Source organism: Promicromonospora sp. CA-289599, assembly GCF_050936155.1.
In the GTDB taxonomy this organism is placed as follows: Bacteria; Actinomycetota; Actinomycetes; order Actinomycetales; family Cellulomonadaceae; genus Promicromonospora.
Window position 1 is genome coordinate 3,244,936 of record NZ_JBNJNI010000001.1, and the last position, 23,091, is coordinate 3,268,026.

Annotated in this window: 28 protein-coding genes; 18 read left to right on the forward strand and 10 right to left on the reverse strand. The window is 71.2% G+C overall.

The genetic code is table 11. The features are described 5' to 3' along the window. Positions 1-3 precede the first annotated feature (3 nt). From ACQEVI_RS14335 to ACQEVI_RS14345, 3 genes are read left to right on the forward strand one after another with little or no spacing between them, the layout of a single operon-like run. A complete protein-coding gene (locus ACQEVI_RS14335; RefSeq protein WP_432899943.1) occupies positions 4-612 on the forward strand; it encodes a TetR family transcriptional regulator in 609 nt (202 codons plus the stop codon). 26 nt (positions 613-638) lie between these two features. After that, positions 639-1,403: an ABC transporter ATP-binding protein gene (locus ACQEVI_RS14340; protein WP_432899946.1), complete on the forward strand. Its 765-nt coding sequence runs from the start codon at positions 639-641 to the stop codon at positions 1,401-1,403. Beyond that, the gene (locus ACQEVI_RS14345) at positions 1,400-2,125 is read left to right on the forward strand and encodes an ABC transporter permease (protein WP_432899949.1); all 726 of its coding nucleotides are present in this window, start codon (positions 1,400-1,402) and stop codon (positions 2,123-2,125) included. The genes ACQEVI_RS14340 and ACQEVI_RS14345 overlap by 4 nt, the downstream gene beginning before the upstream one ends. An 11-nt stretch (positions 2,126-2,136) precedes the next feature. On the opposite strand, the gene ACQEVI_RS14350 is transcribed toward ACQEVI_RS14345, so the two are convergent. Then, a complete protein-coding gene (locus ACQEVI_RS14350) occupies positions 2,137-3,441 on the reverse strand; it encodes a phytase (protein ID WP_432899952.1) in 1,305 nt (434 codons plus the stop codon). 132 nt (positions 3,442-3,573) lie between these two features. Continuing rightward, complete coding sequence (locus tag ACQEVI_RS14355; RefSeq protein WP_432899955.1) at positions 3,574-4,746, reverse strand: acetoin utilization protein AcuC; 1,173 nt, start codon at positions 4,744-4,746, stop codon at positions 3,574-3,576. Between the two features lie 112 nt (positions 4,747-4,858). Here ACQEVI_RS14355 and ACQEVI_RS14360 point away from each other — a divergent pair, with 112 nt between their 5' ends. From ACQEVI_RS14360 to ACQEVI_RS14370, 3 genes are all read left to right on the forward strand, one after another. Beyond that, positions 4,859-6,259, forward strand: a complete 1,401-nt coding sequence (locus ACQEVI_RS14360) for a TrkH family potassium uptake protein (protein ID WP_432899958.1) — start codon at positions 4,859-4,861, stop codon at positions 6,257-6,259. A gap of 72 nt (positions 6,260-6,331) precedes the next feature. Then, positions 6,332-7,000: a potassium channel family protein gene (locus tag ACQEVI_RS14365; protein WP_432899961.1), complete on the forward strand. Its 669-nt coding sequence runs from the start codon at positions 6,332-6,334 to the stop codon at positions 6,998-7,000. 229 nt (positions 7,001-7,229) lie between these two features. After that, positions 7,230-7,328, forward strand: a complete 99-nt coding sequence (locus ACQEVI_RS14370) for a 30S ribosomal protein bS22 (RefSeq protein ID WP_003792170.1) — start codon at positions 7,230-7,232, stop codon at positions 7,326-7,328. Between the two features lie 83 nt (positions 7,329-7,411). On the opposite strand, the gene ACQEVI_RS14375 is transcribed toward ACQEVI_RS14370, so the two are convergent. Then, complete coding sequence (locus ACQEVI_RS14375; protein WP_432899964.1) at positions 7,412-8,206, reverse strand: HAD family hydrolase; 795 nt, start codon at positions 8,204-8,206, stop codon at positions 7,412-7,414. Between the two features lie 77 nt (positions 8,207-8,283). Between ACQEVI_RS14375 and ACQEVI_RS14380 the strand changes: the two genes are divergently transcribed. Genes ACQEVI_RS14380 through ACQEVI_RS14390 form a run of 3 tightly spaced genes read left to right on the forward strand, consistent with a single transcriptional unit; the run spans position 8,284 to position 9,924 of the window. Next, positions 8,284-8,958, forward strand: a complete 675-nt coding sequence (locus ACQEVI_RS14380) for a Pr6Pr family membrane protein (RefSeq protein ID WP_432899967.1) — start codon at positions 8,284-8,286, stop codon at positions 8,956-8,958. 9 nt (positions 8,959-8,967) lie between these two features. Next, on the forward strand, positions 8,968-9,216 hold the full coding sequence (locus ACQEVI_RS14385; protein ID WP_357456393.1) for a glutaredoxin family protein: 249 nt from the start codon (positions 8,968-8,970) through the stop codon (positions 9,214-9,216). Between the two features lie 60 nt (positions 9,217-9,276). Next, the gene (locus ACQEVI_RS14390; protein ID WP_432899970.1) at positions 9,277-9,924 is read left to right on the forward strand and encodes a redox-sensing transcriptional repressor Rex; all 648 of its coding nucleotides are present in this window, start codon (positions 9,277-9,279) and stop codon (positions 9,922-9,924) included. A gap of 188 nt (positions 9,925-10,112) precedes the next feature. Here ACQEVI_RS14390 and ACQEVI_RS14395 read toward each other — a convergent pair whose 3' ends face one another. The 3 genes from ACQEVI_RS14395 to ACQEVI_RS14405 all read right to left on the reverse strand — a co-directional run bounded on the left by ACQEVI_RS14395 (position 10,113) and on the right by ACQEVI_RS14405 (position 12,898). Continuing rightward, the gene (locus tag ACQEVI_RS14395; protein ID WP_432899973.1) at positions 10,113-10,385 is read right to left on the reverse strand and encodes a hypothetical protein; all 273 of its coding nucleotides are present in this window, start codon (positions 10,383-10,385) and stop codon (positions 10,113-10,115) included. Between the two features lie 156 nt (positions 10,386-10,541). Then, positions 10,542-11,276: an aspartate/glutamate racemase family protein gene (locus tag ACQEVI_RS14400; protein ID WP_432899976.1), complete on the reverse strand. Its 735-nt coding sequence runs from the start codon at positions 11,274-11,276 to the stop codon at positions 10,542-10,544. 2 nt (positions 11,277-11,278) lie between these two features. After that, entirely contained in the window at positions 11,279-12,898 is a 1,620-nt protein-coding gene (locus ACQEVI_RS14405; RefSeq protein ID WP_432899978.1) for an NCS1 family nucleobase:cation symporter-1, read from the reverse strand. A 219-nt stretch (positions 12,899-13,117) separates the two neighbouring features. On the opposite strand from ACQEVI_RS14405, the gene ACQEVI_RS14410 reads away from it, so the two are divergent. Next, positions 13,118-13,711 (forward strand): cupin domain-containing protein, encoded by a 594-nt coding sequence (locus tag ACQEVI_RS14410; RefSeq protein ID WP_432899981.1) that lies wholly within the window; start codon positions 13,118-13,120, stop codon positions 13,709-13,711. A 9-nt stretch (positions 13,712-13,720) separates the two neighbouring features. After that, positions 13,721-14,638: a homocysteine S-methyltransferase gene (mmuM, locus tag ACQEVI_RS14415; protein WP_432899984.1), complete on the forward strand. Its 918-nt coding sequence runs from the start codon at positions 13,721-13,723 to the stop codon at positions 14,636-14,638. An 18-nt stretch (positions 14,639-14,656) separates the two neighbouring features. Here mmuM and ACQEVI_RS14420 read toward each other — a convergent pair whose 3' ends face one another. Beyond that, positions 14,657-15,208, reverse strand: coding sequence for a YceI family protein (locus ACQEVI_RS14420; protein WP_432899986.1), 552 nt, complete (start codon positions 15,206-15,208; stop codon positions 14,657-14,659). 143 nt (positions 15,209-15,351) lie between these two features. Between ACQEVI_RS14420 and ACQEVI_RS14425 the strand changes: the two genes are divergently transcribed. The 6 genes from ACQEVI_RS14425 (at position 15,352) to ccsB (ending at position 20,792) form a co-directional block, all read left to right on the forward strand. After that, positions 15,352-15,864, forward strand: a complete 513-nt coding sequence (locus ACQEVI_RS14425; protein ID WP_432899989.1) for a MarR family winged helix-turn-helix transcriptional regulator — start codon at positions 15,352-15,354, stop codon at positions 15,862-15,864. A gap of 87 nt (positions 15,865-15,951) precedes the next feature. Further along, positions 15,952-16,596 (forward strand): histidine phosphatase family protein, encoded by a 645-nt coding sequence (locus ACQEVI_RS14430; protein ID WP_432899991.1) that lies wholly within the window; start codon positions 15,952-15,954, stop codon positions 16,594-16,596. Further along, complete coding sequence (locus tag ACQEVI_RS14435; RefSeq protein WP_432899994.1) at positions 16,596-17,192, forward strand: TlpA family protein disulfide reductase; 597 nt, start codon at positions 16,596-16,598, stop codon at positions 17,190-17,192. Before ACQEVI_RS14430 ends, ACQEVI_RS14435 begins: the two co-directional genes overlap by 1 nt. Beyond that, positions 17,192-18,040, forward strand: coding sequence for a cytochrome c biogenesis CcdA family protein (locus ACQEVI_RS14440; protein ID WP_432899997.1), 849 nt, complete (start codon positions 17,192-17,194; stop codon positions 18,038-18,040). Before ACQEVI_RS14435 ends, ACQEVI_RS14440 begins: the two co-directional genes overlap by 1 nt. Then, positions 18,040-19,803: a cytochrome c biogenesis protein ResB gene (gene resB, locus ACQEVI_RS14445; RefSeq protein ID WP_432900000.1), complete on the forward strand. Its 1,764-nt coding sequence runs from the start codon at positions 18,040-18,042 to the stop codon at positions 19,801-19,803. The genes ACQEVI_RS14440 and resB overlap by 1 nt, the downstream gene beginning before the upstream one ends. A gap of 2 nt (positions 19,804-19,805) precedes the next feature. Next, positions 19,806-20,792 carry a c-type cytochrome biogenesis protein CcsB gene (ccsB, locus tag ACQEVI_RS14450; protein ID WP_432900003.1) on the forward strand — a complete coding sequence of 329 codons (987 nt, stop codon included), beginning with the start codon at positions 19,806-19,808 and terminating at the stop codon, positions 20,790-20,792. 108 nt (positions 20,793-20,900) lie between these two features. Here ccsB and ACQEVI_RS14455 read toward each other — a convergent pair whose 3' ends face one another. Next, positions 20,901-21,305 carry a PLDc N-terminal domain-containing protein gene (locus ACQEVI_RS14455; RefSeq protein WP_432900006.1) on the reverse strand — a complete coding sequence of 135 codons (405 nt, stop codon included), beginning with the start codon at positions 21,303-21,305 and terminating at the stop codon, positions 20,901-20,903. 33 nt (positions 21,306-21,338) lie between these two features. Then, entirely contained in the window at positions 21,339-21,800 is a 462-nt protein-coding gene (locus ACQEVI_RS14460) for a PLD nuclease N-terminal domain-containing protein (RefSeq protein WP_432900008.1), read from the reverse strand. Positions 21,801-21,894: 94 nt separating this feature from the next. Here ACQEVI_RS14460 and ACQEVI_RS14465 point away from each other — a divergent pair, with 94 nt between their 5' ends. Continuing rightward, a complete protein-coding gene (locus ACQEVI_RS14465) occupies positions 21,895-22,176 on the forward strand; it encodes a DUF4229 domain-containing protein (protein WP_432900011.1) in 282 nt (93 codons plus the stop codon). Between the two features lie 15 nt (positions 22,177-22,191). Here the strand turns inward: ACQEVI_RS14465 and ACQEVI_RS14470 are convergent, their stop codons facing one another. Continuing rightward, positions 22,192-23,061, reverse strand: a complete 870-nt coding sequence (locus tag ACQEVI_RS14470; RefSeq protein ID WP_432900014.1) for a 1,4-dihydroxy-2-naphthoate polyprenyltransferase — start codon at positions 23,059-23,061, stop codon at positions 22,192-22,194. Between the last annotated feature and the right edge of the window lie 30 nt (positions 23,062-23,091).

Genomic DNA, 23,091 nt, shown 5'->3' on the forward strand with positions numbered 1-23,091 from the left:
GGGATGGCCGATCTCGCTCCCACCTCGCGCCGCGGACGGCGTCCCGCCGGGCAGGACGCACGCGCCGAGATCCTGACCGCCGCCCGGGCGGAGTTCCTGGAGCGCGGGTACGAGGCGGCGTCCCTGCGGTCGGTCGCCCGGCGGGCCGGCGTCGACCCGGGCACCGTGCGGCACTGGTTCGCCGACAAGGCGCGGCTGCTGACCGCCACGCTCGGCGTCACGGAGATCGAGCCCGACAAGCTGATGGAGCGGGTCGTGGACGGCCCGCTGGAGACGCTGGGAGAACGGCTCGTCGAGACCGTCCTGAGCGCCTGGGGCTTCGACGGCGGCGCCATGGTCCGCATGGCCGTGCCCGCCGTCATGGCCGACCCCGGGCTGCGCGGGCTGCTGCCCCAGTTCATCGGCGCGGCGATCCTCGGCCCGGTGATGCGCACGCTCGACGCGCCGGACGCGCCGCTGCGCACCGCCCTCGTCGCCTCCCAGATGGCGGGGCTGATGATGACGCGGTTCCTCGTTCCCGTGGAGCCCATCGCCTCGATGACACCCGCCGAGGTCGCGGCGCTCGCCGGGCCCACCATCCAGCGCTACCTCACGGGAGACCTTGCGCGGTAGCCGGACACGAGAGCACAATTCCTCACATGAGGAATAACGTGGTGGTCATCAGTGACCTGCGGGTGGTTCGCGGCGGCCGGCCGATCATCGCTGGGCTGGACGTCGCGGTGCCGGCCGGATCCGTCGTCGGGCTGATGGGGCCGTCCGGCTCCGGCAAGACGACGCTCATGCGCTCCGTCGTGGGTGTGCAGGACCACGTGACCGGCACCGTGGAGGTGCTCGGCAGCGCGGCGGGCACCCCGGCGCTGCGGCGCCGGGTCGGCTACATGACGCAGGACGCCAGCGTCTACACCGACCTCACCGTCGCGCAGAACCTCAGGTACTTCGCGGCTCTCGCGGGGGTCCCCTCGCCAGCCGAGGCGGTGGCGACCGCCGTGGGAACCGTCGATCTCGGTGGGCACGAGAAGCAGCGGGTGAGCACGCTCTCGGGCGGCGAGCGCTCCCGGGTCTCCCTGGCTGCTGCGCTGGTCGGCGGGCCCGAGCTGCTCGTGCTGGACGAGCCGACGGTGGGCCTCGACCCGGTCCTCCGCCGCGACCTGTGGGCCGTGTTCCGGAGGCTCGCGGCCGCGGGGTGCACGCTCCTGGTGTCCAGCCACGTGATGGACGAGGCGGTGCAGTGCGACCGCCTGCTCCTCATGCGGTCCGGTGCCCTCGTCGCCGACACCACTCCCGACGACCTGCTGGCCACCACCGGGGCACCCGACGCCGAACGCGCGTTCCTCGCCCTGATCGACGCCGCTGGTGAGCCGGCCGCCGGCGTCGGCGAGAGTACCGAGGAGACGGCGCGATGAACCTGACCTTCGCCACCGCGAGCCGCGTGCTGTCCCAGCTGCGCGGCGACCACCGCACGGTAGCCCTCATCATCCTGCTGCCCTGCCTGCTGATCGGCCTGATCGCCTGGATGTTCGACGACCAGCCCCAGGTGCTCGACAGGTTCGGCCCGATGCTGGTCGGCCTGTTCCCGCTCATCGTGATGTTCCTGGTCACGAGCGTGGCAACCTTGCGCGAACGGCAGTCGGGCACGCTGGAGCGGCTCATGACCACGCCTATCCGCAAGGGCGACTTCGTGGCGGGCTACGGCCTCGCATTCGCGGCGCTGGCGCTGGTCCAGGCGTTCGTGGTGGTCGGGTTCGCGCTCCTCGTGGGGATGGACGTGGCGGGCCCGCTCTGGCTCGTCGTCGTGGTCGCGCTGCTCGACGCGATCCTCGGCTGCACCCTCGGCCTGGCCGCGTCGGCGCTCGCGCGCAGCGAGTTCCAGGCGGTCCAGATGATGCCCGCGATCATCTTTCCGCAGCTCATCACCTGCGGCCTGCTCATGCCGCGCGACCAGATGCCGCAGGTGCTGGAGTGGCTGTCCCGCGTGTTCCCGCTCACCTATGCGATAGAGGCGATGACGTCGCTGGCGGCGGGGGACGAGTGGGCGGACATCCGCGGCGCCGTCGGCGTGATCGTCCTGTTCATAGTGGGTGCGGTGCTGCTGGGCGTGCTCACCCTCCGCCGTCGTACCGCCTGAGCTGGCTCGGGTCAGTGGAGGCGGAGCGCCTTGGCCACGTCGCCCCAGTGGACGTACGAGAAGCCCGTGGCGTCCTCCTCGCGGCCCGGGTCGACGTCGGGGCCCGTCTCCGGCTCGTCGTGGGTGACCAGCAGCCCGGACCGGTACTCGCCCACCGGCGCGTTGGAGACCGCGAGGCCGTCCGACCCGTCGACGTCGTCCACGCCGTCGCCCGCGACCCGGAAGGTACCGAGGGCGCGGTTGCGGCCGCGCAGGTCGTAGACACCGTAGGTGTCGTCACCCTGGCTGGACACGATCACGTAGCCCTTGCGGCCGGGGCCGTACCAGATGTCCACACCCTCGGCGTCGGCCGTCAGGTTCTTGCCCCCGTACGACGGCACCTCCGGGTCCACCGGGGCGCACTCCTCGGTCTCGGGGTCGTAGGCGTCGTGCACGCCGAAGTCCGTCACCCGGTCCACCAGCCGCGGCTCGCCCGAGCCGAGGGGGAGCGGAACCCGCCACAGGCCGACGTCCTCCTGCGCGGCGTACAGCGTGCCGGTGCGGCGGTCGACGGCCAGCCCCTCCAGCTGCGGTTCCACGCCCGGCTCCTCGCACGGCACCCAGGTGGTGCCGTCGGGCAGGGCGAACTCGCCGGGCATCGCCAGGTGCTCCACGTCGGTGTAGCCGACGCCGTCCGGGCCGGTGGTGATCCGCGCCGTGGCGATGTTGGTGCTGCCCTCCTGCGTCACTACCGCGTACGTCCGGCCGCGGCGCTGATAGACCGCCAGGCCGTACGCCGTCTGGTCCTCGGCGACCGTCTCGCGGTCGGGGCTGAACAGGAACTCCAGCTCGGGGGCCGTGACCTCGGTGAGCGGCTGCGCGGCGTCGGACCCGGCCGGGTCGATGGCGAAGAAGCGGACCTGGTCGTTGTACCGGTCCGAGACGACGGCGACATCGGTCTTCCTGCCTGCGACGTCCAGGCCGTAGGCGATGTCCACGTTGTTGTACCGGCCGGGCACGCCGTCCGCGCGCGGGGCGGCCGTTGCCGCGACCGACTGCAGCTCGGTCGCGGCGACGGAGTAGACGCGCAGGCCGCCCTCCTTGGCCGTCGTGACGACGAGCGACCGGTCCGAGTGCTTCGGGTGGACCCAGATCGCGGGGTCGTCGCCCGACGCGTTGCCGCCGGCCTCGTCGTCGTACAGCGGCGGCGTCTCCACCGAGGTGGTGACGGTGACGGTGGGGCGGTGCCCGCCGCCGTCGCCCGCTACGGCCGTGGCCGGTGCGAGCAGGGACAGGAGCAGCAGGGCGGCCGGCAGGGCGGCGAAGCGACGTCGCATGGGCCGGATGTTCCCGGACCCGGATGAACAAAGCATGTACTCCGCCGCGCGGTCGGCAATACGTCAGGTGATCGGCATTCCGAGCTGCCGACCACCTGACGAACTGCCGACCAGCCCGGGCCGGGGCGGCCCTCAGTCCAGGAGGGGGTCCAGGCCATGGAGGGGGAACACCGCGCGGCGGGTGGCCTGGACCGCGCGGTCCACGTCGTCGGCCGGGTCGTAGCCGTCGCGCCAGCTCCGGAACGGCACATCGGCCGTGCCCAGCGTGCGCGCGGCCTCGAAGCCCATGGCCTCGACGGCGTCGCGCCACACGGCTGGCAGCTCGGCGCCGCGTTCCAGGGGTACGTGCGCCACCTCGGCGACGAGGGCCGCCCAGGCGAGCGGGACGACGTCGGACACCGCGTAGCCGCCACCGCCGAGGGCCAGCCAGCGGCCGTCGGCGTGCTCGTGCGCCAGCGCGTGCGTCCACTGCTGTGCGGTCCACTGCGCGTCCACCGAGACGTTCAGGTTGGAGAGCGGGTCCCGCCCGTGGGCGTCGCAGCCGTGCTGGGAGACGATCACCTGCGGCCGGTGCTCCCGGACCAGGGCGGGCACGACGGCGTCGATCGCCCGCAGCCAGGCCGGGCCGGTCGTGCGGGCCGGGACCGGGATGTTGACGACGCTGCCCTCGGCGGAGCCCTGCCCGACGTCGGCGGAGGCGCCGGTCCCCGGGAACAGGGTGCGACCGTCCTCGTGGACCGAGACGGTGAGCACGCGGGGGTCGTCCCAGAAGATCGCCTCCACCCCGTCGCCGTGGTGCGCATCGAAGTCCAGGTAGGCGACCCGCTCCGCGCCCCGGTCCAGCAGCCGGCGGATGGCGGCCGCGGCGTCGTTGTAGACGCAGAAGCCCGAGGCCGCGCCGGGCATCGCATGGTGCATGCCGCCGGCGATGTTCACGCCGTGCGCGATCTCGCCGGTCCAGAGCGCGTCGGCGAGGTCGACGGACCCGCCCAGCTGGCGTGCGGCGGCCTCGTGCATCCCGGCGAACAGCGGGTCGTCGTCGGTGCCCAGCCCGCGCGCCACGTTCGGCTCCAGCGTCGTCCCCGCATGCCGGACGGCGGCCACGTAGCCGGCGTCGTGCACCGTCTCGATCACGGCGTCGGACGCCGGCTCGGCGTACGCCAGCTCGAGCGCGGGCTGGTCCAGCAGGCCGAGCGCCTCGATGAGCCGCATCGTGAGGTCGAGGCGGGTGGGCGACATGGGGTGCCCGGGTCCGAAGTCGTACTCGAGCAGTCGCGGACTCCAGACCAGCCGGGCGAGGTGCACCCGCCCACGGTAACGGACCTGCGGCCTGCTGCGGGTTTCTGCTCAGCACGGCTCCTGTGGCGTGGCAGAGTAGGGCGTCGATCGACAGCACATGGTGGAGGGAGCGGAGCGGATGGCGGGGAGCCTGCGGGACCGGCTGTTCGGGCTGCGGGAGCTCGTCGACGAGCTCGCCTTCCGGGCGCCGGCACGACTGGCGGTCACCGTCTTCGCGTGCGTGGTCATGCTGTTCGCGGGGCTCCTGATGGTGCCGTTCGCGACCGCCGACGGCGAGGGTGCCCGTCTGGTCGACGCTCTGTTCACCGCTGTCTCCGCCGTGTGCGTGACAGGCCTCGTGGTCCAGGACACGGCGACCTACTGGTCCCTGTACGGGCAGATCGTCATCCTCGCGGGCATCAAGGTCGGTGGCTTCGGGATCATGACCGTCGCCTCGCTGCTCGGCATGATCGTGTCGCGCAAGATCGGGCTGACGCAGAAGCTGCTCACGGCGTCCGAGACCAAGACGAGCCGGCTGGGCGACGTCGGCTCGCTGATCCGGGTCATCATCATCACCGCGACCACGCTCGAGCTGTCGATCGCCCTGCTGATCTTCCCCCGGCTGGTCGTCATCGAGGAGAACGTCGGCACCGCCGCCTGGCACGCGCTCTTCTACGGGATCTCCGCGTTCAACAACGCGGGCTTCGTGCCCACCACCGAGGGCCTGATGCCGCACGTCGGCGACTGGGCGCTCGTGCTGCCGATCGCCCTCGGGGTGTTCATCGGTGCGCTCGGCTTTCCCGTGATCCTCAACCTCCAGCGGGCGCTGCCCCGGCCGGGCCAGCGCTGGCGCAACTGGACCAAGCGACTCTCCCTGCACAGCAAGCTCACGCTCGTGACGAGCGGCACGCTGCTCGTCGTCGGCGCGCTGCTGCTGCTGGTGCTGGAGTGGGCCAACCCGGACACGTTCGGGCCCCTGACCCTCGGGGAGAAGCTGCTGGCCGCCCTCTTCGCGGGGATCATGCCGCGTTCGGGCGGGTTCAGCACCGTCGACGTCGGCGCCATGACGCAGTCGAGCTGGCTGATCCAGGACGCGCTGATGTTCGTGGGCGGCGGGTCGGCGTCGACCGCCGGAGGCATCAAGGTGACCACGCTCGCCGTCATGCTGCTGGCGATCGTCGCCGAGGCGCGCGGCGACCGCGACATCGAGGCATTCGGCCGCCGCATCCCGCGGGACGTCCTGCGGCTGTCCATCGCGGTGGTGTTCACGGGGGCGAGCATCGTGCTCGTCTCGTGCATCGCCCTGCTGGAGGTCACTGATCTTCAGCTGTCACAGGTGCTGTTCGAGGTGCTGTCGGCGTTCGCGACCGTCGGCCTGTCCACAGGCATCACGCACGAGCTGCCCGACGCCGGAAAATACGTGCTGGCTCTCCTCATGTTCGTGGGGCGCACCGGCGCGGTCACGGTGGTCGCGGTGCTTGCGCTCCGCGACCGGCGGCGCATCGTACGCTTCCCCGAGGAACGCCCGATTATCGGGTAACCGACGAGAGTGTCAGGCGCACGGGTCACTAGGGTGACCTGTACGTCTGACAAACGGCTAGAGAGGAATACCGTGCCGGAGAAGAAGCCCGAGCGGGATGCGGGTGTGCTGGTGATCGGACTAGGGCGGTTCGGGTCGTCGCTCGGCTCGACCCTGGACCGGCTCGGCCAGGACGTGCTCGCCGTCGAGCAGGACCCGGTCCTGGTGGCCCAGTGGTCCGGGCGGCTGCCGCTGGTGGAGGCCGACGCGTCCAACCCGGAGGCGCTGGAGCAGCTCGGCGCCAAGGACTTCGGCGTGGCAGTGGTCGGCGTCGGCTCGTCGCTCGAGGCGTCCGTGCTGATCACGGGCAATCTCGTGGACCTCGGCACGCCCCAGATCTGGGCCAAGGCGATCTCCGCGGAGCACGGCCGCATCCTGACGCGCATCGGCGCCCACCACGTCGTCTTCCCGGAGGCCGACGCCGGTTCGCGCGTCGCCCACCTCGTGAGCGGCAAGCTGCTCGACTACATCGAGGTCGAGGACGGCTTCACCATCGTCAAGATGCGCCCGCCCAAGGAGGCGCAGGGCTTCACGCTCGCGCAGTCCAACATCCGCAAGCGGTACGGCATCACGGTGATCGGCGTGAAGTCGCCGGGTGTCGACTTTGTCTACGCGACGCCGGAGACGCGGATCTCCGCCAACGACCTGCTCGTCTGCTCCGGCCACGCGGATCTCCTCGAACGGTTCGCCGCGAGGCCGTAGACCGGCTTCGGGACAGGTTCGGGACGGCTTCGGTACCGGTTCGGCGCACCTCACACCGCCGCCGATTACGGGGCGCGCCTCAGACCAGGTAGCCTAGTGAGCGGACTCCCTTTCGTGTTGGTCGGCCATCGTCACTCCCTGGCGTCACTGTCCCGGACCAACCGTGGACCATTTCGCTGAGCGGCCCGTCGTCGGGCTGCCGCCGACCGATCGAACATTGCGAGGACCTATGGGCTCCGTCATCAAGAAGCGCCGCAAGCGTATGGCGAAGAAGAAGCACCGCAAGCTGCTTCGTAAGACGCGCCACCAGCGCCGCAACAAGAAGTGACGCTCGCGCCCTCGGGCGCGTGACGAGCAGGCCCGGCCCCTTGTGGGCCGGGCCTTCTTCGTGTCGGGTGTGGTCTTGCCCCGCTACTGCCCGCGCAGCCGACGGCGAGCCGCCCGCAGCACCAGACCCAGCACCCATGCGGCGCCGGCCCAGGAAGCCGTCCGCACGCCACGGCCCGCCGCGCGCTGCGACCGGCCGCGGAACTCCCGGATGGGCCAGCCCACCTCCTGCGCGTGCCGGCGCAGCCGCAGGTCGGGGTTGATCGGGCAGGGGTGGCCCACGGCGCCCATCATCGGCAGGTCGTTCAGCGAGTCCCCGTACGCGTAGCTCTCGTCGAGGTCGATCTCGTTGATCTTCGCGAGGTCGACGATGGCCGCGGCCTTGGCCTGGCCGTGCATCAGGTCGCCGTTGAGCCGGCCGGTGTAGAACCCGTCCTTGTGCTCCGCGATGGTGCCGAGCGCACCCGTCGCGCCCAGCCGGCGCGCGATGAGCTGTGCGATCTCCACGGGCGTGGCGGTGATGAGCCAGACCTGGTGGCCCGCTGCGATGTGCTCGTCGAGCAGGCGGCGCGTGCCCGGATAGATCCGCAGCGACAGGACGGCGTCCCACACCTCTTCGCCGAGGGTGGCGATCTCCGCGACGCTGCGGCCCGCGATCAGCGACAGGGCACGGTTGCGCACCTCGTCGATCTCTTCCTTGTTCTCGCCCCGCACCAGGTAGCGCGCCTGGATCATGGCGAACCTGAGGATGTCCCGCGTGCCGAAGAACTTGCGTTGGTACGCGGACTTGGCCAGGTGAAAAGCGCTCGCACCGCGGATGATCGTGTTGTCGACGTCGAAGAACGCCGCGGTGGCGGACGAGGGGTGCGTCGACGGCATGGAGGCCACTCTATCCGCGCGCCACGTAGTGCAGGTCACACCGGGCAGGCAGGGACCGCCGGTGATAGAACCGGGGCGTGAGCCAAGAGATCAGCGGGTCGGGCCGGGCCACCCTCGCGCGCATCCTCCACCTGCTGGTGGCCGTGCTCGCCCTCGGTGGCTTCACGATCGAGCTCGTCACCGCCATCGTCGGTGGCCCGGGTATCGCGCCCACGCACGCGGAGCGCATCGTCCGGCTCTTCAGCTACTTCACCATCGAGTCGAACCTGCTGATCGGCGGCGTCTCGCTGGCGCTGGCGCTGGACCCCCGGCGCGACGGCCCGGTCTTCCGGGTACTGCGGCTCGACGGGCTGCTCTGCATCGCCGTCACCGGGATCGTCTACAACACGGTGCTGCGCGGCCTGGTGACGCTGACGCCGTCCGGCGCCGTGGCGAACACGATGCTGCACGTGCTTGCCCCGCTCCTCGCCGTCATCGTCTGGCTGTGGGTCGGACCCCGGCCCCGGGTGAGCATGCGGACCGTGTGGTGGTCGGTCGTCTACCCGATCGCGTGGCTCGTCCACACCTTCGTCCGGGGAGCGGCTACGGGCTGGTACCCGTACCCCTTCCTCGACGTCACCGTGCTCGGCTACGGCCCCGCGCTGACCAACGCGACCCTCGTCGCCGTGGTCTTCCTGGTCCTGGCCTGGGGCGTGCGGTGGGCGGACGCACGGTTGCCGGGCACGGACCGTCCGGTCCCGCGCGTGACGTAACCTCGGGTCGTGACAAGTCCTGCCGATGCCCGGGTAGTCCTGTACACACGCGAGGCGTGCCATCTGTGCGAAGACGCACGCGCCGTGGTGGTGCGGGTGTGCGAGGGCGCAGGAGCCCGATGGCGCGAGGTCGACATCGACAGCGCGCCCGCACTGCGGGAGAAGTACGGGGACTATGTCCCCGTGGTCGAGGTGGACGGGGTCCAGCAAGGTTTCTGGCGCGTGGACGGTGCGCGTCTGGCCCGCCTCCTGGCATGATCATCCCGGCAGTGTGTGCGTACGCCCGCGACACAGTGGTCGCGGGGAGGGGAGCAGCACGTGGTCGAACTCAGTGACGGGACAGTTCCGGCAGCAACCGTAGGGAGGCTGCCTTACTACCTGCGCGCCCTGCGGGACCTCGCGGCCGAGGGGGTGGCCCTCACCTCGTCGACCGAGCTCGCCGAGCGTTCGGGCGTCAGCTCGGCGCAGCTGCGCAAGGACCTGTCCTACCTGGGTTCGTTCGGCACGCGCGGTGTCGGGTACGACGTCGAGTCGCTCGCGTCCTACATCACGGTCGCCCTGGGGCTCGAGACGGAGCACCGGCTGGCGATCGTCGGCATCGGTAACCTCGGGCACGCCCTCGCGAACTACTCCGGCTACACGACGCGCGGCTTCCAGGTGGTGGCGTTGCTCGACGCGTCGCCCGACGTCGTGGGCACCCGGGTGGCCGGCGTGACCGTGGAGCACGTGCGCTCCGTCGCCGACGTCATCCAGCGCGAGCGGGTCAGCATGGTCGTGCTCGCGCTGCCCGGTCACGTGGCCCAGGACGTGGCCGACGCCGTGGTGGCCACGGGCGTCCGCGAGATCCTCAGCTTCGCGCCCGTCGCGCTCCAGGTGCCGGACGACGTGGTGGTGCGCTCGGTCGACGTCGGCGGCGAGCTGCAGATCCTGGCGTTCCACGCGGCGACGCGGGCCGCTGCGCTCTGACGCTGCGTGGGTGGCGGATGCACGCGGGGCCGACGTCGGCACGTTGCTGGCCGCCTGCGCCGAAGTCGACAGTTGGCATCGAGATCGGTCCAGCGCTGGACCGATCTCGATGCAGAGTGCCGACCTGAGGGATGAGCTGTCGCGACGAGGGTCTCGGTGGCCGACGATGATGATCGCGTCATCACCGCCTACCCGTCAGGAGCCCAGTGTTGATCTCCGAGGCCACCCGCGACCTCGCCCGTGACCTGATCTCTCGCGGCGGCGATGTTCCAGACCACATCGAGGTCGACGTGCAGGAAGCTCACGCTCTCGTGCGGGTACCGCCCGAAGGAACTCCTGTGGAGTTTGTGGTCGACCTGGAAGGCTTGCAGCGATTCATCGAGTCCGCCAAGGAAGACGCACGGGATGTTTTCCCCGATGTCGATCCGATCGAAGGTGCGCTCCGACTCATCTCCGAGCACCTGCGGGAGGAGATCTGCTCCGCAGAAGCGAGGGTGGTAGCAGTCGGTGTCGATCGTCGAGGTGAGACCTGGCGCCGCACAGGGCCTGTGCAGCCGGGAACCACGCCGCCCCCGGGTGACTACCGTTGGACGGCCGACCGCGAGGCGTCCCAGGGGTCAGATCCTCGAACCACTCCCCGGTAGCCGGGGCGGGGGTGCGTACTCGTCGCGCTTGCTCGTTCCTACGTTCATCCGGACCATGCCCGACACCAGGCCGACGGCGGCCGCCACGCCGTCGATCACCGGAACCCCGACACGCTTCGTGAGGTCCGCGCAGAGGTCTGTCATGCCGGCGCAGCCGAGTACCACGGTGTCGGCGCCGTCGTCGCGGACCGCGCGCTCGCAGAGCTCGGCGATCTTCTCCCGGGCGGTCGAGCCGGCGTCCTCCAGCTCGAGGACCGGGACGTCAGCCGCGTACATGGCGACGCACGCGTCCTCGAAGCCGTAGCGCCGCACCAGCTCGTGCGCGCGGCCCAGCGTGCGCGACAGCGTGGTGACCACCGCGAACGTGCGGCCCGACAGGGTCGCGACGTGCATCGCGGCCTCGGCGATCCCGACCACCGGGCCGTCCGTCAGCTCGCGGGCGGCGTCCAGGCCCGGGTCACCGAAGCAGCCGACGACGTAGCCGTCCGCGGGGCCGTCACCGGCCGCCTCCGCCGCCGCGACCTGCTGCGCCACCACGAGCGCCGCCCACGCCTCGTCTGTGTGGCTCTCGACGGCGGCGGGGCCGGCGCCGGGCGCTGGGCAGGTGGCGACGACGGTGACGTCCGGCCCGGCGACCTCCCGGGCGGTGACCGCGATCTTGGCGGTCATCGCCCGGGAGGTGTTGGGGTTGATGAGGTGGAGCCGCACGGTCAGGCCTTGGTGCCCGCTGCGCCGTCGGCCACACCCTCGGTGACGCCGTCGAACGACGGGATCTGCGGGCTGAGCCGCTCCAGCCACCAGAAGGCGACGAAGCCGAGGCCGCACCCGATGAACCAGGTGTAGTTGCCGATCCAGGAGATGTCGAAGTACCCGAGGTCGGCGATCAGCTTGGGCAGCACGCCCAGGAGGACGGTCGGCACGCCGGCCAGGAAGATCGCGAGCACGCCGTTGCGGTTGTAGCCGTTCGTGTACCAGTAGGCGCCTGAAGGCGACATGGTGAACATCTCGTCGACGAGCACCCGCTGCTTCGCCGCGAAGTAGTAGCCGGCGATGAGGATGCCGAACAGCGGGCCGATCAGGGCGCCGAGCACGCCGAGCGTGTAGTGGATCGCGTCGGCGTTGTTGTACCAGTTCCAGGGCAGCAGGGCCACGGACCCGACCGCGGCGATCATGCCGCCCATGCGCCAGCTGATCTTCTGCGGGGCCACGTTGGAGAAGTCGAACGCGGGGGAGATGAAGTTCGCGACGATGTTGATGCCGACCGTCGCGGTGACGAAGGTCAGGCCGCCCAGCAGGATCGCGAACGGGGTGTCGATGCGCTCGACGGTGTGGATGGGGTCGGTGATGAGCTCGCCGAACACGGGCACCGTGGCCGACGCCGTGATGACCGTCAGGAGCGAGAAGAACAGGAAGTTGACCGGCAGGCCCAGCAGGTTGCCGCGCTTCACGGCCTTGAACGAGCGCCCGTACCGCGCGAAGTCGCCGAAGTTCAGCATCGGGCCGGAGAAGTAGGACACGACGATCGCGACCGCCGTGCAGAAGACCCCTACCGAGGCCCAGCCGGTCAGCGGCTCGCCCTCGGCGAGGTTCAGGCTGATGTTGGACCAGCCCGCCTCCGAGACGAGGTAGACCGCCAGCACGATCATCACGACGTAGACGGCGGGCCCTGCCCAGTCGATGAACCGACGGATGGTCTCCATGCCGTTCCAGAACAGCGCGGCCTGCGCGAACCAGAGCACGGCGTACGAGATCCAGCCCAGCGCGTTCAGCCCGAGGAACGCCGGCTCGAGGAGTGCGGCGCTGGCGGGGATGAACTTGAGGAACACGATGTTCAGCGCCTGCGCCGCGAGGAACGTCTGCACGCCGTACCAGGCGACGGCGATGAGGCCGCGGATGATCGCCGGGATGTTCGCGCCCTTGACGCCGAAGACCGCGCGGTTGATCACCGGGTACGGCACCCCGGTGTTCTGGCTCGGCTTCGCGACCAGGTTGGTGAACACCTGCACGATGACGATGCCGACCAGCAGGGCGAGGAGCACCTGCCAGCTCGCGATGCCGAGCGCGAAGAGGCTGCCGGCCGTCACGTAGCCGCCGACGCTGTGCACGTCGGACATCCAGAAGGCGAAGATGTTGTACGACGACCACTTCTGCTCCCGCAGGGGCGCGAGGTCCTCGTTGGCGAGTCGGGGGTCGTAGGAAGGCTTGACGTTGCCGGACCCGACCGGGTGCCCGGCGGCCTCGACCAGGTCGTGCTCGCCGCCGGAGACGTCGCCGGGCGGGTTCTGGGGTGCGGCCCCCGAGGAGGCTGTCACCTCCGTGTTCTCGGTCATGAGCACTGCCTTCCGAAGGGTGGTCGCTGGGTCAGCATGAAGTTATGGGTTAACTGGTGGCGGCTGGTTTCCCCGCGGTAACCACGTCGTAAGGCTCATGTTCAGTGACTGCTTCACGCGTGTTTCGGCGCGTGTCGGGTACGTGAATCGAGGCGTGTCGCCCGGTGAGTCGTGCGGGCGAGGGCCGCACGAGGCCCGGTGCACTCGTACGATGCGGCGGTGTCCTCCGAACCGTCCCTCGGTGCCCGGCTGCGCGGCCTCCGCGTGGCGCGTGGTGTGTCCGCACGCAGCCTCGCCGCGACGCTCGGGATATCGGCCAGCGCCGTGTCGCAGATCGAACGTGACGTCATGCGCCCCTCGGTGGTGCGCCTGCTCGCGATCACCGATGCGCTGGGGGTCTCGCTGTCCGACGTGTTCGAGCCGCCGGACGCCGTCGCCGCGCCCCGTGGCGGCACGACGGAGCTCGACCACGCGGGGATCGCGGTCACGCGCGGCTGGGAGGCGTCTCCGGTGACCCTCGACGGCGGAGTCACGTTCCGCCGGCTCTCGCCCAACCCGACCCGCGGCCTCGACTTCTTCGAGTCGATCTACCCGCCGGGTGCCACAGCCACCCTCGGTGACGTCGAGCTGTTCAAGCACGAGGGCTACGAGATAGGCAACGTCGTCGCGGGCGAGCTCACCATCGAGCTGGCCGACGACGAGGTGGTGCTGGCGGCCGGCGACTCCATCAGCTATCCGTGCTCGGTGCCGCACCGGATCCGGAACGCGGGCGTGCGGCCGGCGGTCGCGACGTGGCTGATCGTGCACCCCTAGGGTCGCGTCGTGGGATTCCTCGAACAGAACGGCCCGGTCCTGGTCACGGACGGCGGCCTGGCGACCGAGCTCGAAGCGCGCGGGCAGGACCTGTCGGACGACCTGTGGTCGGCGCGGCTGCTGACGGACGCCCCCGACGAGATCAAGGCCGCCCACCTGGCGTTCTTCCGCGCCGGCGCCGTGATCGCGACGACAGCGAGCTACCAGGCCTCGTTCGACGGCTTCGAGGCGCGCGGGATCGATCGGGACGACGCCGTCCGGCTGCTCCGGCGCAGCGTCGAGCTGGGCCGCGACGCCCGCGACGAGCTGGCCGACGACGGGCGGGAGCGCTGGGTCGCCGCGTCGGTGGGTCCCTACGGCGCGACGCTGGCCGACGGGTCGGAGTACCGGGGCCGGTACGGGCTGAGCGTGGCTGAGCTGGCGGCCTGGCACCGGCCTCGGCTGGAGGTGCTGGCCGACGCCGGACCGGACGTGCTGGCGCTCGAGACGATCCCGGACCTGGACGAGGCCGAAGCGCTGATGACGGTGATCTCCGGGATCGGCATCCCCGTGTGGCTGACGTACAGCACCGACGGTGATCGCACACGCGCCGGCCAGCCGCTGGCCGAGGCCTTCGCCGTCGCCCGGGACGTGCCGGAGGTCGTGGCGGTGGGGGTCAACTGCTGTGCGCCGTCGGACGTGTCGGCGGCGGTCGTCACCGCCCGAGGCGTGACCGGGAAGCCGGTGATCGCCTACCCGAACAGCGGCGAGAGCTGGGACGCCGGGCGGCGCAGCTGGGCGGGGTCGCCGAAGCGGTCCGCGCAGCCGGGGCAGCAGGCGCGACAGTGGGTCGCCGACGGTGCGCGGATCGTGGGCGGTTGCTGCCGGGTGCGCCCCGCCGACATCAAGGACATAGCCCGTGCCGTGGCCGGCACGGGCTATGTCTGAGCGAGATGTCTGACGAGGTCAGGCCTTGGCGATCGCGCTGACGTCCAGGGTGATCTTCACCTTGTCGCCCACCAGGAAGCCGCCGGTCTCCAGCGAGGCGTTCCAGGTCAGGCCGAACTCCTTGCGGTTGATCTCGAGGGCGGCCTCGAAGCCTGCGCGGTTGTTGCCGAACGGGTCCTTGGCGGTGCCGGTGAACTCGGTCTCCAGCTCGACGCCCTTGGTGACACCGTTGATGGTCAGGTCGCCCGAGATGACGTAGGCGTCGCCCTCGGGGCGGATGGCGGTGGACGAGAAGGTCCAGGCGGGGTTCTCGTCGGCGTGCCAGAAGTCGGCACTCTTCAGGTGGCCGTCGCGACCGGCGTCGCCCGTGTTGACCGACTGCGCGTCCAGCTCGGCGGTGACGCTCGACGACTCGAGGTCCTCGCCGACCGTGATGGTGCCCGAGGAGACGGCGATGGTGCCGCGCACCTTCGCGATGCCAGCGTGGCGAACCGAGAAGGCAGCGGAGGTGTGGGACGAGTCGATGTCGTAGGTGCCGGTGGTGAGTCCGGCAGGGAGCGGGGTGGCCATGAGTGAGGACTCCTTGGTGATGCGGCGATTTGGGTGGATAGTTTAGAGATCAACTACCCGGGATGGTCCAACATAGCGGGTCCCGTAACGTATTCCCAGGTGCCCGAGCAGGGTGTCCGAGTCAGCACGAAGGCGGTGGCGAGATGGCGGTGCAGACGGTCGAGCAGCAGGATCTGTGGCTGTCCGAGGAGCAGCAAGGCTCCTGGCGGCACTATCTCGAAGGCACCGCACGCTTCGTCGAGGCGCTCGGCGCGGTCCACGACCGCACCCTCGATCTCTCCCTCGGCGAGTACAGCCTGCTGGTGCAGCTCTCGGAGGCACCGGAGCTCACCATGCGGATGTCGACGCTCGCCGACGGCCTCGTGCTGTCGCGCAGCCGGCTCACGCACACGGTGGCGCGCATGGAGTCGCGCGGGCTGGTCGAGCGCCGCGCCGCCGAGGGTGACCGGCGCGGCGTGAACTGCACGATGACGGACGCCGGCCGCGCGGCCCTGGAGGCGGCAGCGCCCGGCCACGTCGCCGCGGTGCGCCGCATCATGGTCGACGCGCTGGAGCCCGAGGAGTTCGCGATGCTCGGCCGCGTCATGGCCAAGGTGGCCGAGTCCTCGAAGCTCTCGGGCGGTACCGAGGAGGGCCTGACGGCGCACTGCGACTGACCCGGCCGGTCGCTGGATCGGACAGGATGACGTAATCCACACTCCCGAGGTCACCGGCACCCAGGGTCGGGTGCGAGACTGGGCGCCATGGTTTCCACGACGGTTCACCTGCTGCGTCACGGCGAGGTGTACAACCCCGACGGTGTCCTGTACGGGCGGCTGCCCGGCTACCGACTCTCCGACCGTGGTCAGGCGATGGCGAAGATCGTCGCCGACCACCTGACCAGCACAGGCCGGGACGTGACCCGGGTGGTGGCCTCTCCGCTGCAGCGCGCGCAGGAGACCGCCGCCCCGGTGGCGCAGGCCTTCGGGCTGGAGCTCGCTACCGACGACCGCATCATCGAGGCCGGCAACCGGTTCGAGGGCCTGCCCGTCGGCAACGGTGGCGGGGCCCTCAAGAGCCCGCGCAACTGGCCGTACATGTGGAACCCGTTCCGCCCGTCCTGGGGTGAGCCCTACACCCAGCAGGTCGAGCGCATGCGCGGCGCCGTCGAGGACGCGCGTCTGGCCGCAGCGGGCCACGAGATCGTGCTGGTCAGCCACCAGCTCCCGGTATGGCTCACGCGCCGGTCGTTCGAGGGCGGCCAGCTCTGGCACGACCCCCGCAACCGCCAGTGCAACCTCGCCTCCCTGACGTCCCTGCACTTCGAGGACGACCGGTTCGTCGGCCTGCACTACACGGAGCCCGCCGCGGAGCTCTACGACGGCGCGAGCAAGGTCGCCGGAGCGTGATGCGGGGAAAGACCTTCAGGGTCGTGCAGTGGATAGTGGCCGTCGGCATCGTCATCGGCCTGGTGGCCGCCCTCGCCGGGTGCACGCCCGAGGAGTCCGGCGCCGGTGACGTCGTCGGACAGGGATACGTCTCCGGGGACGGGTCGGTGCAGACGTACGACGTCGGGGACCGCAAGGGGCCCGTCGCCATCGAGGGCACCGACTTCGAGGGCAACGACGTCGACACCGCCGACTGGGCGGGCTCCGTTGTGGTCGTGAACACCTGGTACGCCTCGTGCGCCCCGTGCCGCGCCGAGGCCCCCGACCTCGTGGACCTCGCCGGGTCCAAGGACGGCGTGCAGTTCCTCGGCATCAACACCGAGGACGACGCCGGCGCCGCCCAGGCGTTCCAGCGCACCTTCGAGGTGCCCTACCCGAGCGTCGAGGACCGCACCGGCGTCGTGATCGCCGGGCTGGCCGGCGTCGTGCCGCTGCAGGCCGTACCGACCACCGTGATCCTGGACCAGGAGGGCAACGTGGCAGCGCGGGTCGTCGGCCAGGTCGAGGGATCGACGCTCGAGGCGCTGATCGACGACGTCCTGGCCGAGGCGGCCTGATGCTTGCGGGCAGTGCTGTTCCTGGCAGTGTTGTGGGCACCGTCGCGACCGCCGTCGGCGACGGGCTCGCGGTCACCGCGTTCAGCGGGTCGTTGCTGCTGGCGGTGCCCGTGGCGATGCTGGCGGGCCTCGTGTCGTTCGCCTCGCCGTGCGTGCTCCCGCTCGTGCCCGGGTACCTCGGCTACGTGAGCGGCATGGCCGCCGCCTCGATGAACGCGACCGCAGAGGCCGGCGGAACCGGCGGAACCGTGACGACGCGCGTCAAGCCCGCTCGCACCCGCGTCGTCGCCGGCGTGGCGCTGTTCGTGCTCGGCTTCACCGTCGTCTTCGTCTCGTTCGGCGCGGCGTTCGGCGGCCTCGGCAGCTACCTCGTGCGCTGGGAGGACGTCATCACCCGCGTGCTCGGCGCGGTCGTCATCCTGCTCGGCCTCGGCTTCCTCGGCGCGGTCCCGTTCCTGCAGCGCGAAGCACGGTTCCACGTGACACCACGCGCGGGCCTCTGGGGCGCGCCGCTGCTCGGCATCGTGTTCGGCCTGGGCTGGACGCCCTGCATCGGCCCCACCCTCGGCGCCGTGCAGGTGCTCGCGATCGACGAGGCGTCAGCGGGCCGCGGCGCGCTGCTCGGCGTCGCCTACTGCATAGGCCTGGGCGTGCCGTTCCTGCTGGTCGCCCTCGGGCTGGGGAGCTCGGAGCGCATGATGGACTTCCTGCGCCGGCACCGCCTCGCGGCGCTGCGGCTCGGCGGCGGGCTGCTGGTGCTGGTCGGGCTGCTGCTGGTCACGGGGCTGTGGACGCGCCTCACCGGTGCCATGCAGCTCTGGATCGGTGGATTCGAGACGGTGATCTGATGGCCAGGCGTGCGGGTGGGGACGGCACCTACGTCCCCGAGGGGATCGCGGACGAGTTCACGCAGGGTGAGCCGACGTCCGGCGAGTCGACGTCGGGCGAGCAGAAGCCCAACCGGCCCAACGCGCCCGCGCTGGGCCTGGTGGGCACGCTGCGCTGGATGTGGCGCCAGCTCACGTCGATGCGCGTGGCTCTCATGCTGCTCATGCTGCTCGCCGTCGCGGCGGTGCCGGGGTCGGTGCTCCCGCAGCGCAACCAGGACGCGGCAGGCGTCATCGAGTACCTCGCCGACCATCCGACGGCGGGGGAGTGGCTCGACAAGGCCGGGTTCTTCGACGTCTACTCGTCGGTCTGGTTCTCCGCGATCTACATCCTGCTGTTCGTCTCGCTGGTGGGCTGCATCCTGCCGCGGTCGATGGCGCACTACCGCGCCCTGCGCGACCGCCCGCCGCGCGTGCCGTCCCGGTTCAACCGGTTCCCGGCCAAGGCCTCCGGGACCACCACCGCCTCCCCCGAGGAGGCCGCCGACGCCGTCGCCGCCCGCCTGCGCGGCAAGATCTCCTGGCTGCCCACGTTCCGCGTGGACCGTGGTGAGGAGGCCTCCCGCGGCGCTGCGCGACCGGCGTCGGCCACCGTGAGCGCCGAGCGCGGCTACCTGCGCGAGACCGGGAACCTGGTGTTCCACCTGGCCCTGGTCGGGCTGCTCGTGTCGGTGGCGACGGGCCAACTGCTGCACTACCGCGGCCAGGCCATCGTCACCGAGGGGCGCGGGTTCGCGAACGCCGTCGTCGACTACGACACCTTCGAGAAGGGCGCCTGGTTCCGGCCGGAGTCGCTGGTGCCGTTCTCCATGACGCTCGACCGGTTCGTGTCGGAGTTCGCGAGCGACACCGTGGCGTTCGCGCAGGCGCGCGACTTCACGGCGCACGTGACGGTGACCGAGCCCTCGGGCGAGCAGCGGCCGGAGATCGTCAAGGTCAACCACCCGCTGGTCGTCGACGGGGCCAAGATCTACCTGCAGGGCAACGGGTTCGCGCCCGACATCACGGTGCGCGACGCCGAGGGCGAGGTCGCCTTCGCGGGCCGCGTGACGTTCATCCCGCAGGACACGATGTACACGTCCCGCGGCGTGGTGAAGGTGCCGGACGTCGCCCCCGGGCTCGACCAGATCGGACTGGTCGGCTACTTCCTGCCGACCGCCGAGGTCGAGCCGGACGGGTCCGCCCGCTCGGCGTTCCCGCAGCCCGTCGACCCGCTGCTGGTGCTCGAGGTGTACACGGGCGACCTGGGGCTGGACGAGGGCGCCCCGCAGAACGTGTACGAGCTCGACACGGCGTCACTCACGCCCGCCGTCGACGAGAACGGCGAGCGGGTCAAGGTGCTGGCTCGTCCCGGCGAGACCGTGGACCTGCCGGACGGGCTCGGCACCCTGACGCTCGGCGACGAGCTGCCCCGTTATGTGGCGCTCGACCTGCGGCACGACCCGTCGCTCGGGTTCGTCCTCGTGTTCTCCCTGCTCGCGCTCGGCGGGCTCACCGTCTCGCTCTTCACGCCGCGACGGCGGGTCTGGGCGCGGGCGTACGCCGCCCAGGATGGGGCTACCGTGGTCGAGGTCGCGGGGCTTGCCCGCGGGGACGACGCAGGCCTGCAGGCCGAGGTCGACCGCGCGCTCGCCGCGGTGCCCGGGGTGGCGGAGATCGGGTCGGGGGCCGCCCGTGAACAGGCTCAGCAACCGCGTGTCGAGACCGGATCGGAAAAGGACTGAACATGGAGCTGGCAAACCTCAGTGTGCTGCTCGTCTGGGGCGCGGCGACGGCCCTCGCCGTCGCGCTCGTCGCGTTCGCCGTGGACCTCTCACGCCTGTCGGGCGCCAAGGTCGACGCGCGGGACGCGGCCAGGAGCCGGGAGAAGGTGGCCGTCGCGGTCGCCGACGCCGGTTCCGAGGTGGCCTCGCCCTACGGCCCGGACGCCACCGCCGAGGCCCCCGGGCCGGTAAACCGTAGGTTCGCCGGAGTCGGCATGTCGGTGACCTGGCTCGCGGCGGCGATGCTGCTCGCCGCGATCGTCCTGCGCGGGATCGCCGCGGGTCGTGCGCCGTGGGCCAACATGTACGAGTTCGCGCTGGTCGGCACCTTCGTGGCCGTCGCGGTGTTCGGGGGGGTCAACGTCCGGCGCGACGTGCGGTTCCTCGGCGCCTTCGTGAGCGGCCTCGGCGTGCTGTTCCTCGTGCTGGCGCAGGAGCAGTTCTTCGTGGCGGCCATGGGCGTGCAGCCCGCGCTGCAGAAGTACTGGCTCGTGATCCACGTCGGCGTCGCCATCTGCGCGACGGGCATCTTCACCGTCGCCTTCGTGACGTCGGCGCTGCAGCTCCTGCGGGACGGCCGGGACAGCGGCTCGGTGCTGCTCGGCAGCCGGCACTGGGGCTGGCTCGACCACACGCCGGCGCCGTCGGCCCTGGAGTCGCTCTCGTTCCGGCTCAACTCGGTCGCGTTCGTGCTCTGGACCTTCACGCTCATCGGCGGCGCCATCTGGGCCGAGGACGCCTGGGGCCGCTACTGGGGCTGGGACCCCAAGGAGGTCTGGAGCTTCATCGTGTGGGTCGTCTACGCGGCCTACCTGCACGCGCGCACGACCCGCGGCTGGTCGGGAACCCGCGCGGCGTGGTTCGTCGTGGCCGGCTACGCGTGCGTGCTGTTCAACTTCACCGGGGTGAACCTGATCTTCAACGGCAAGCACTCGTACTCGGGCCTGTAACGGCCGCCCGGCGCGCCCGGGAGATGACCATGCACCTGCTGCCAAGATGCTCAGATCCTGGCAGCAGGTGCATGGTCATCTCTGCTGGTTGGCCGGCCAGCTGGCCGGTCAGCTCTCGACGTCGTCGTCCTTCGCGTCCTGGTGGCCGCGCGCTTCCCGCTCCCGCTTGCGCTTCTCCTGCTCGAGGCGCCAGAGGAACTCGGGGTCGTCGTCAGGGGCGACGGGACCGGCGGGACGGCGCGGGCCGGGGCGGGGCGACCGCGGGGGCGGCTTCGGCCGGTTGCCGCCTCCACCCGGACCGCTGTTGGGAGCCGACGGGCCTGCGCCCGACCGGCGGGCCGCGACGCGCACGACTATCCACGAGATCGCGCCCAGCAGTGGCAGGAGCACGATCAGGAGCACCCAGAGCCACCGGGGCAGCCCGCCGCGTTCGTCCTCGTCAGAGCCCCAGACGTCGGCCAGGGCATACGCCGCGAGTCCGACGACGACCAGGATCAGGAGTATGCGTGGCATACCCCCAGCCTACGGCGGGACGGCGGCGATGGGTCAGCCCTCGACGTGACCTTCGCCGCGTTGCCGCCCGTCGGCGTCCGCGTCCGTGGGCGCGTCCGTGGGCGCGGTGTCCTCGGTGCGACCGGCTCCCTCACGGGCCTCACGCTCGCGCTTGCGCCTGGCCTGTTCCATCAGCCAGATGAACTCGGGGTCGTCCTCGGGCGCGAGGGGTGCGGCGTCCTGCTCCCAGGAGCGCGTCCGGCGCTCGTACCGGGCGGGCGCCGGCTGGCCGGCCGGGAACCCGGTGACCTGCTGACCGGAGCTCCTCCGGCGGCGTCGGGCGGTGTTGCTCACGACCAGCCACGCGATGGAACCCGCGAGCGGAAGGAACACGATGGCGACTATCCAGAAGCCCTTCTGGATGCCGCCGAGGTCTTCCTCCTCCGCCTGGATCACGTCGACCAGCGCGTAGACGACGAGCGCGAGATACAGGAGGAAGAAGAGGAGCTTCGGCATGGGCGGGAGCCTAGCGGGACGTGTGCCGGGGGCACCGGGCTGAACGGGTGATTTCGTGGCCCGGTGTGACCGGGGCCCGGCTTACGATGGGAGGGTGCCCCTCCTGACCTACACTCTGCTTCGCCTCGCGCTGTTCGGCGCGTCACTCGGCCTGCTCTACCTGGTCGGTCTGCGGGGCTGGCTGCTCCCGACGGTGGCGGTAGTGGTGGCGCTGGCCCTGTCGTACCTGACGTTGACGAAGCCCCGGGACGCCGCGACGCGGTGGATCGCCGCGCGGACGGACCGCCACGCGGCTGAGCGCGCGGTCTTCCCGAAGGCCGACGCCGACGCGGCCCACGAGGACGCCGAGGTCGACAAGAAGCTCCGGACCGACTGACCTGGCCCGCAGCCATCAGATCGACAGGCCGAACCAGAGCAGCAGGCCGTAGCCCAGCTCGTACAGGCCCGTCCCGGCCAGCACCGGGATCAGCAGCTTGCCGCGCGCCCCGGCGAGCACCGGGATGGTCAGCAGGATGGCCGGCCCGAACAGCAGCAGCACGACGAGCGACCACGGTGCCCAGAACGCGCACACCAGCCCGAGCAGCACCGGGATCCACAGCATCGCCACGTACGCCCGGCGGGCCCGGTGGTCGCCGAGCCGCACGGCCAGGGTCCGCTTGCCGGCCAGCACGTCCGTCGGGATGTCGCGCAGGTTGTTGACCATGAGCAGCGCGCACGCGATGAGGCCCACCCCGACGGCGCCGAGCACCGCCGGCCAGGTGATCCGGTCGGCCTGCGTGTACGTGGTGCCGAGCACCGCGACCAGGCCGAAGAACACGAACACGGCGATCTCGCCGAACCCCCGGTACCCGTACGGCTTCTTGCCGCCCGTGTAGTACCAGGCCGCGGCAACGCACACCGCGCCGACCGCGAGCAGCCACCAGTGGCCCGAGACCGCGCTCAGGGCCAGGCCGAGCAGGCCGGCGACGCCGAACGCGGCGAAGGCGGCGCGCTTCACGGTGCCGGGGGCTGCGGCGCCGGAGGCGGTGAGCCGCATGGGCCCCACCCTGTCGAGGTCGGTCCCGCGGACGCCGTCGGAGTAGTCGTTGGCGTAGTTGACGCCGACCTGCAGGGCCAGGGCGACCCCCAGCGCGAGCAGTGCGGGCAGCCACGCGGAGGCGTCCACCTGCGCGGCCGCGCCGGTACCCACCATCACCGGGGCCGCTGCCGCCGGCAGCGTGCGGGGCCGGGCCCCGGAGATCCACTCGGCGGCAGTCGCCATCAGCGTGTCCTTCGTTCGTGAGGTGTGACC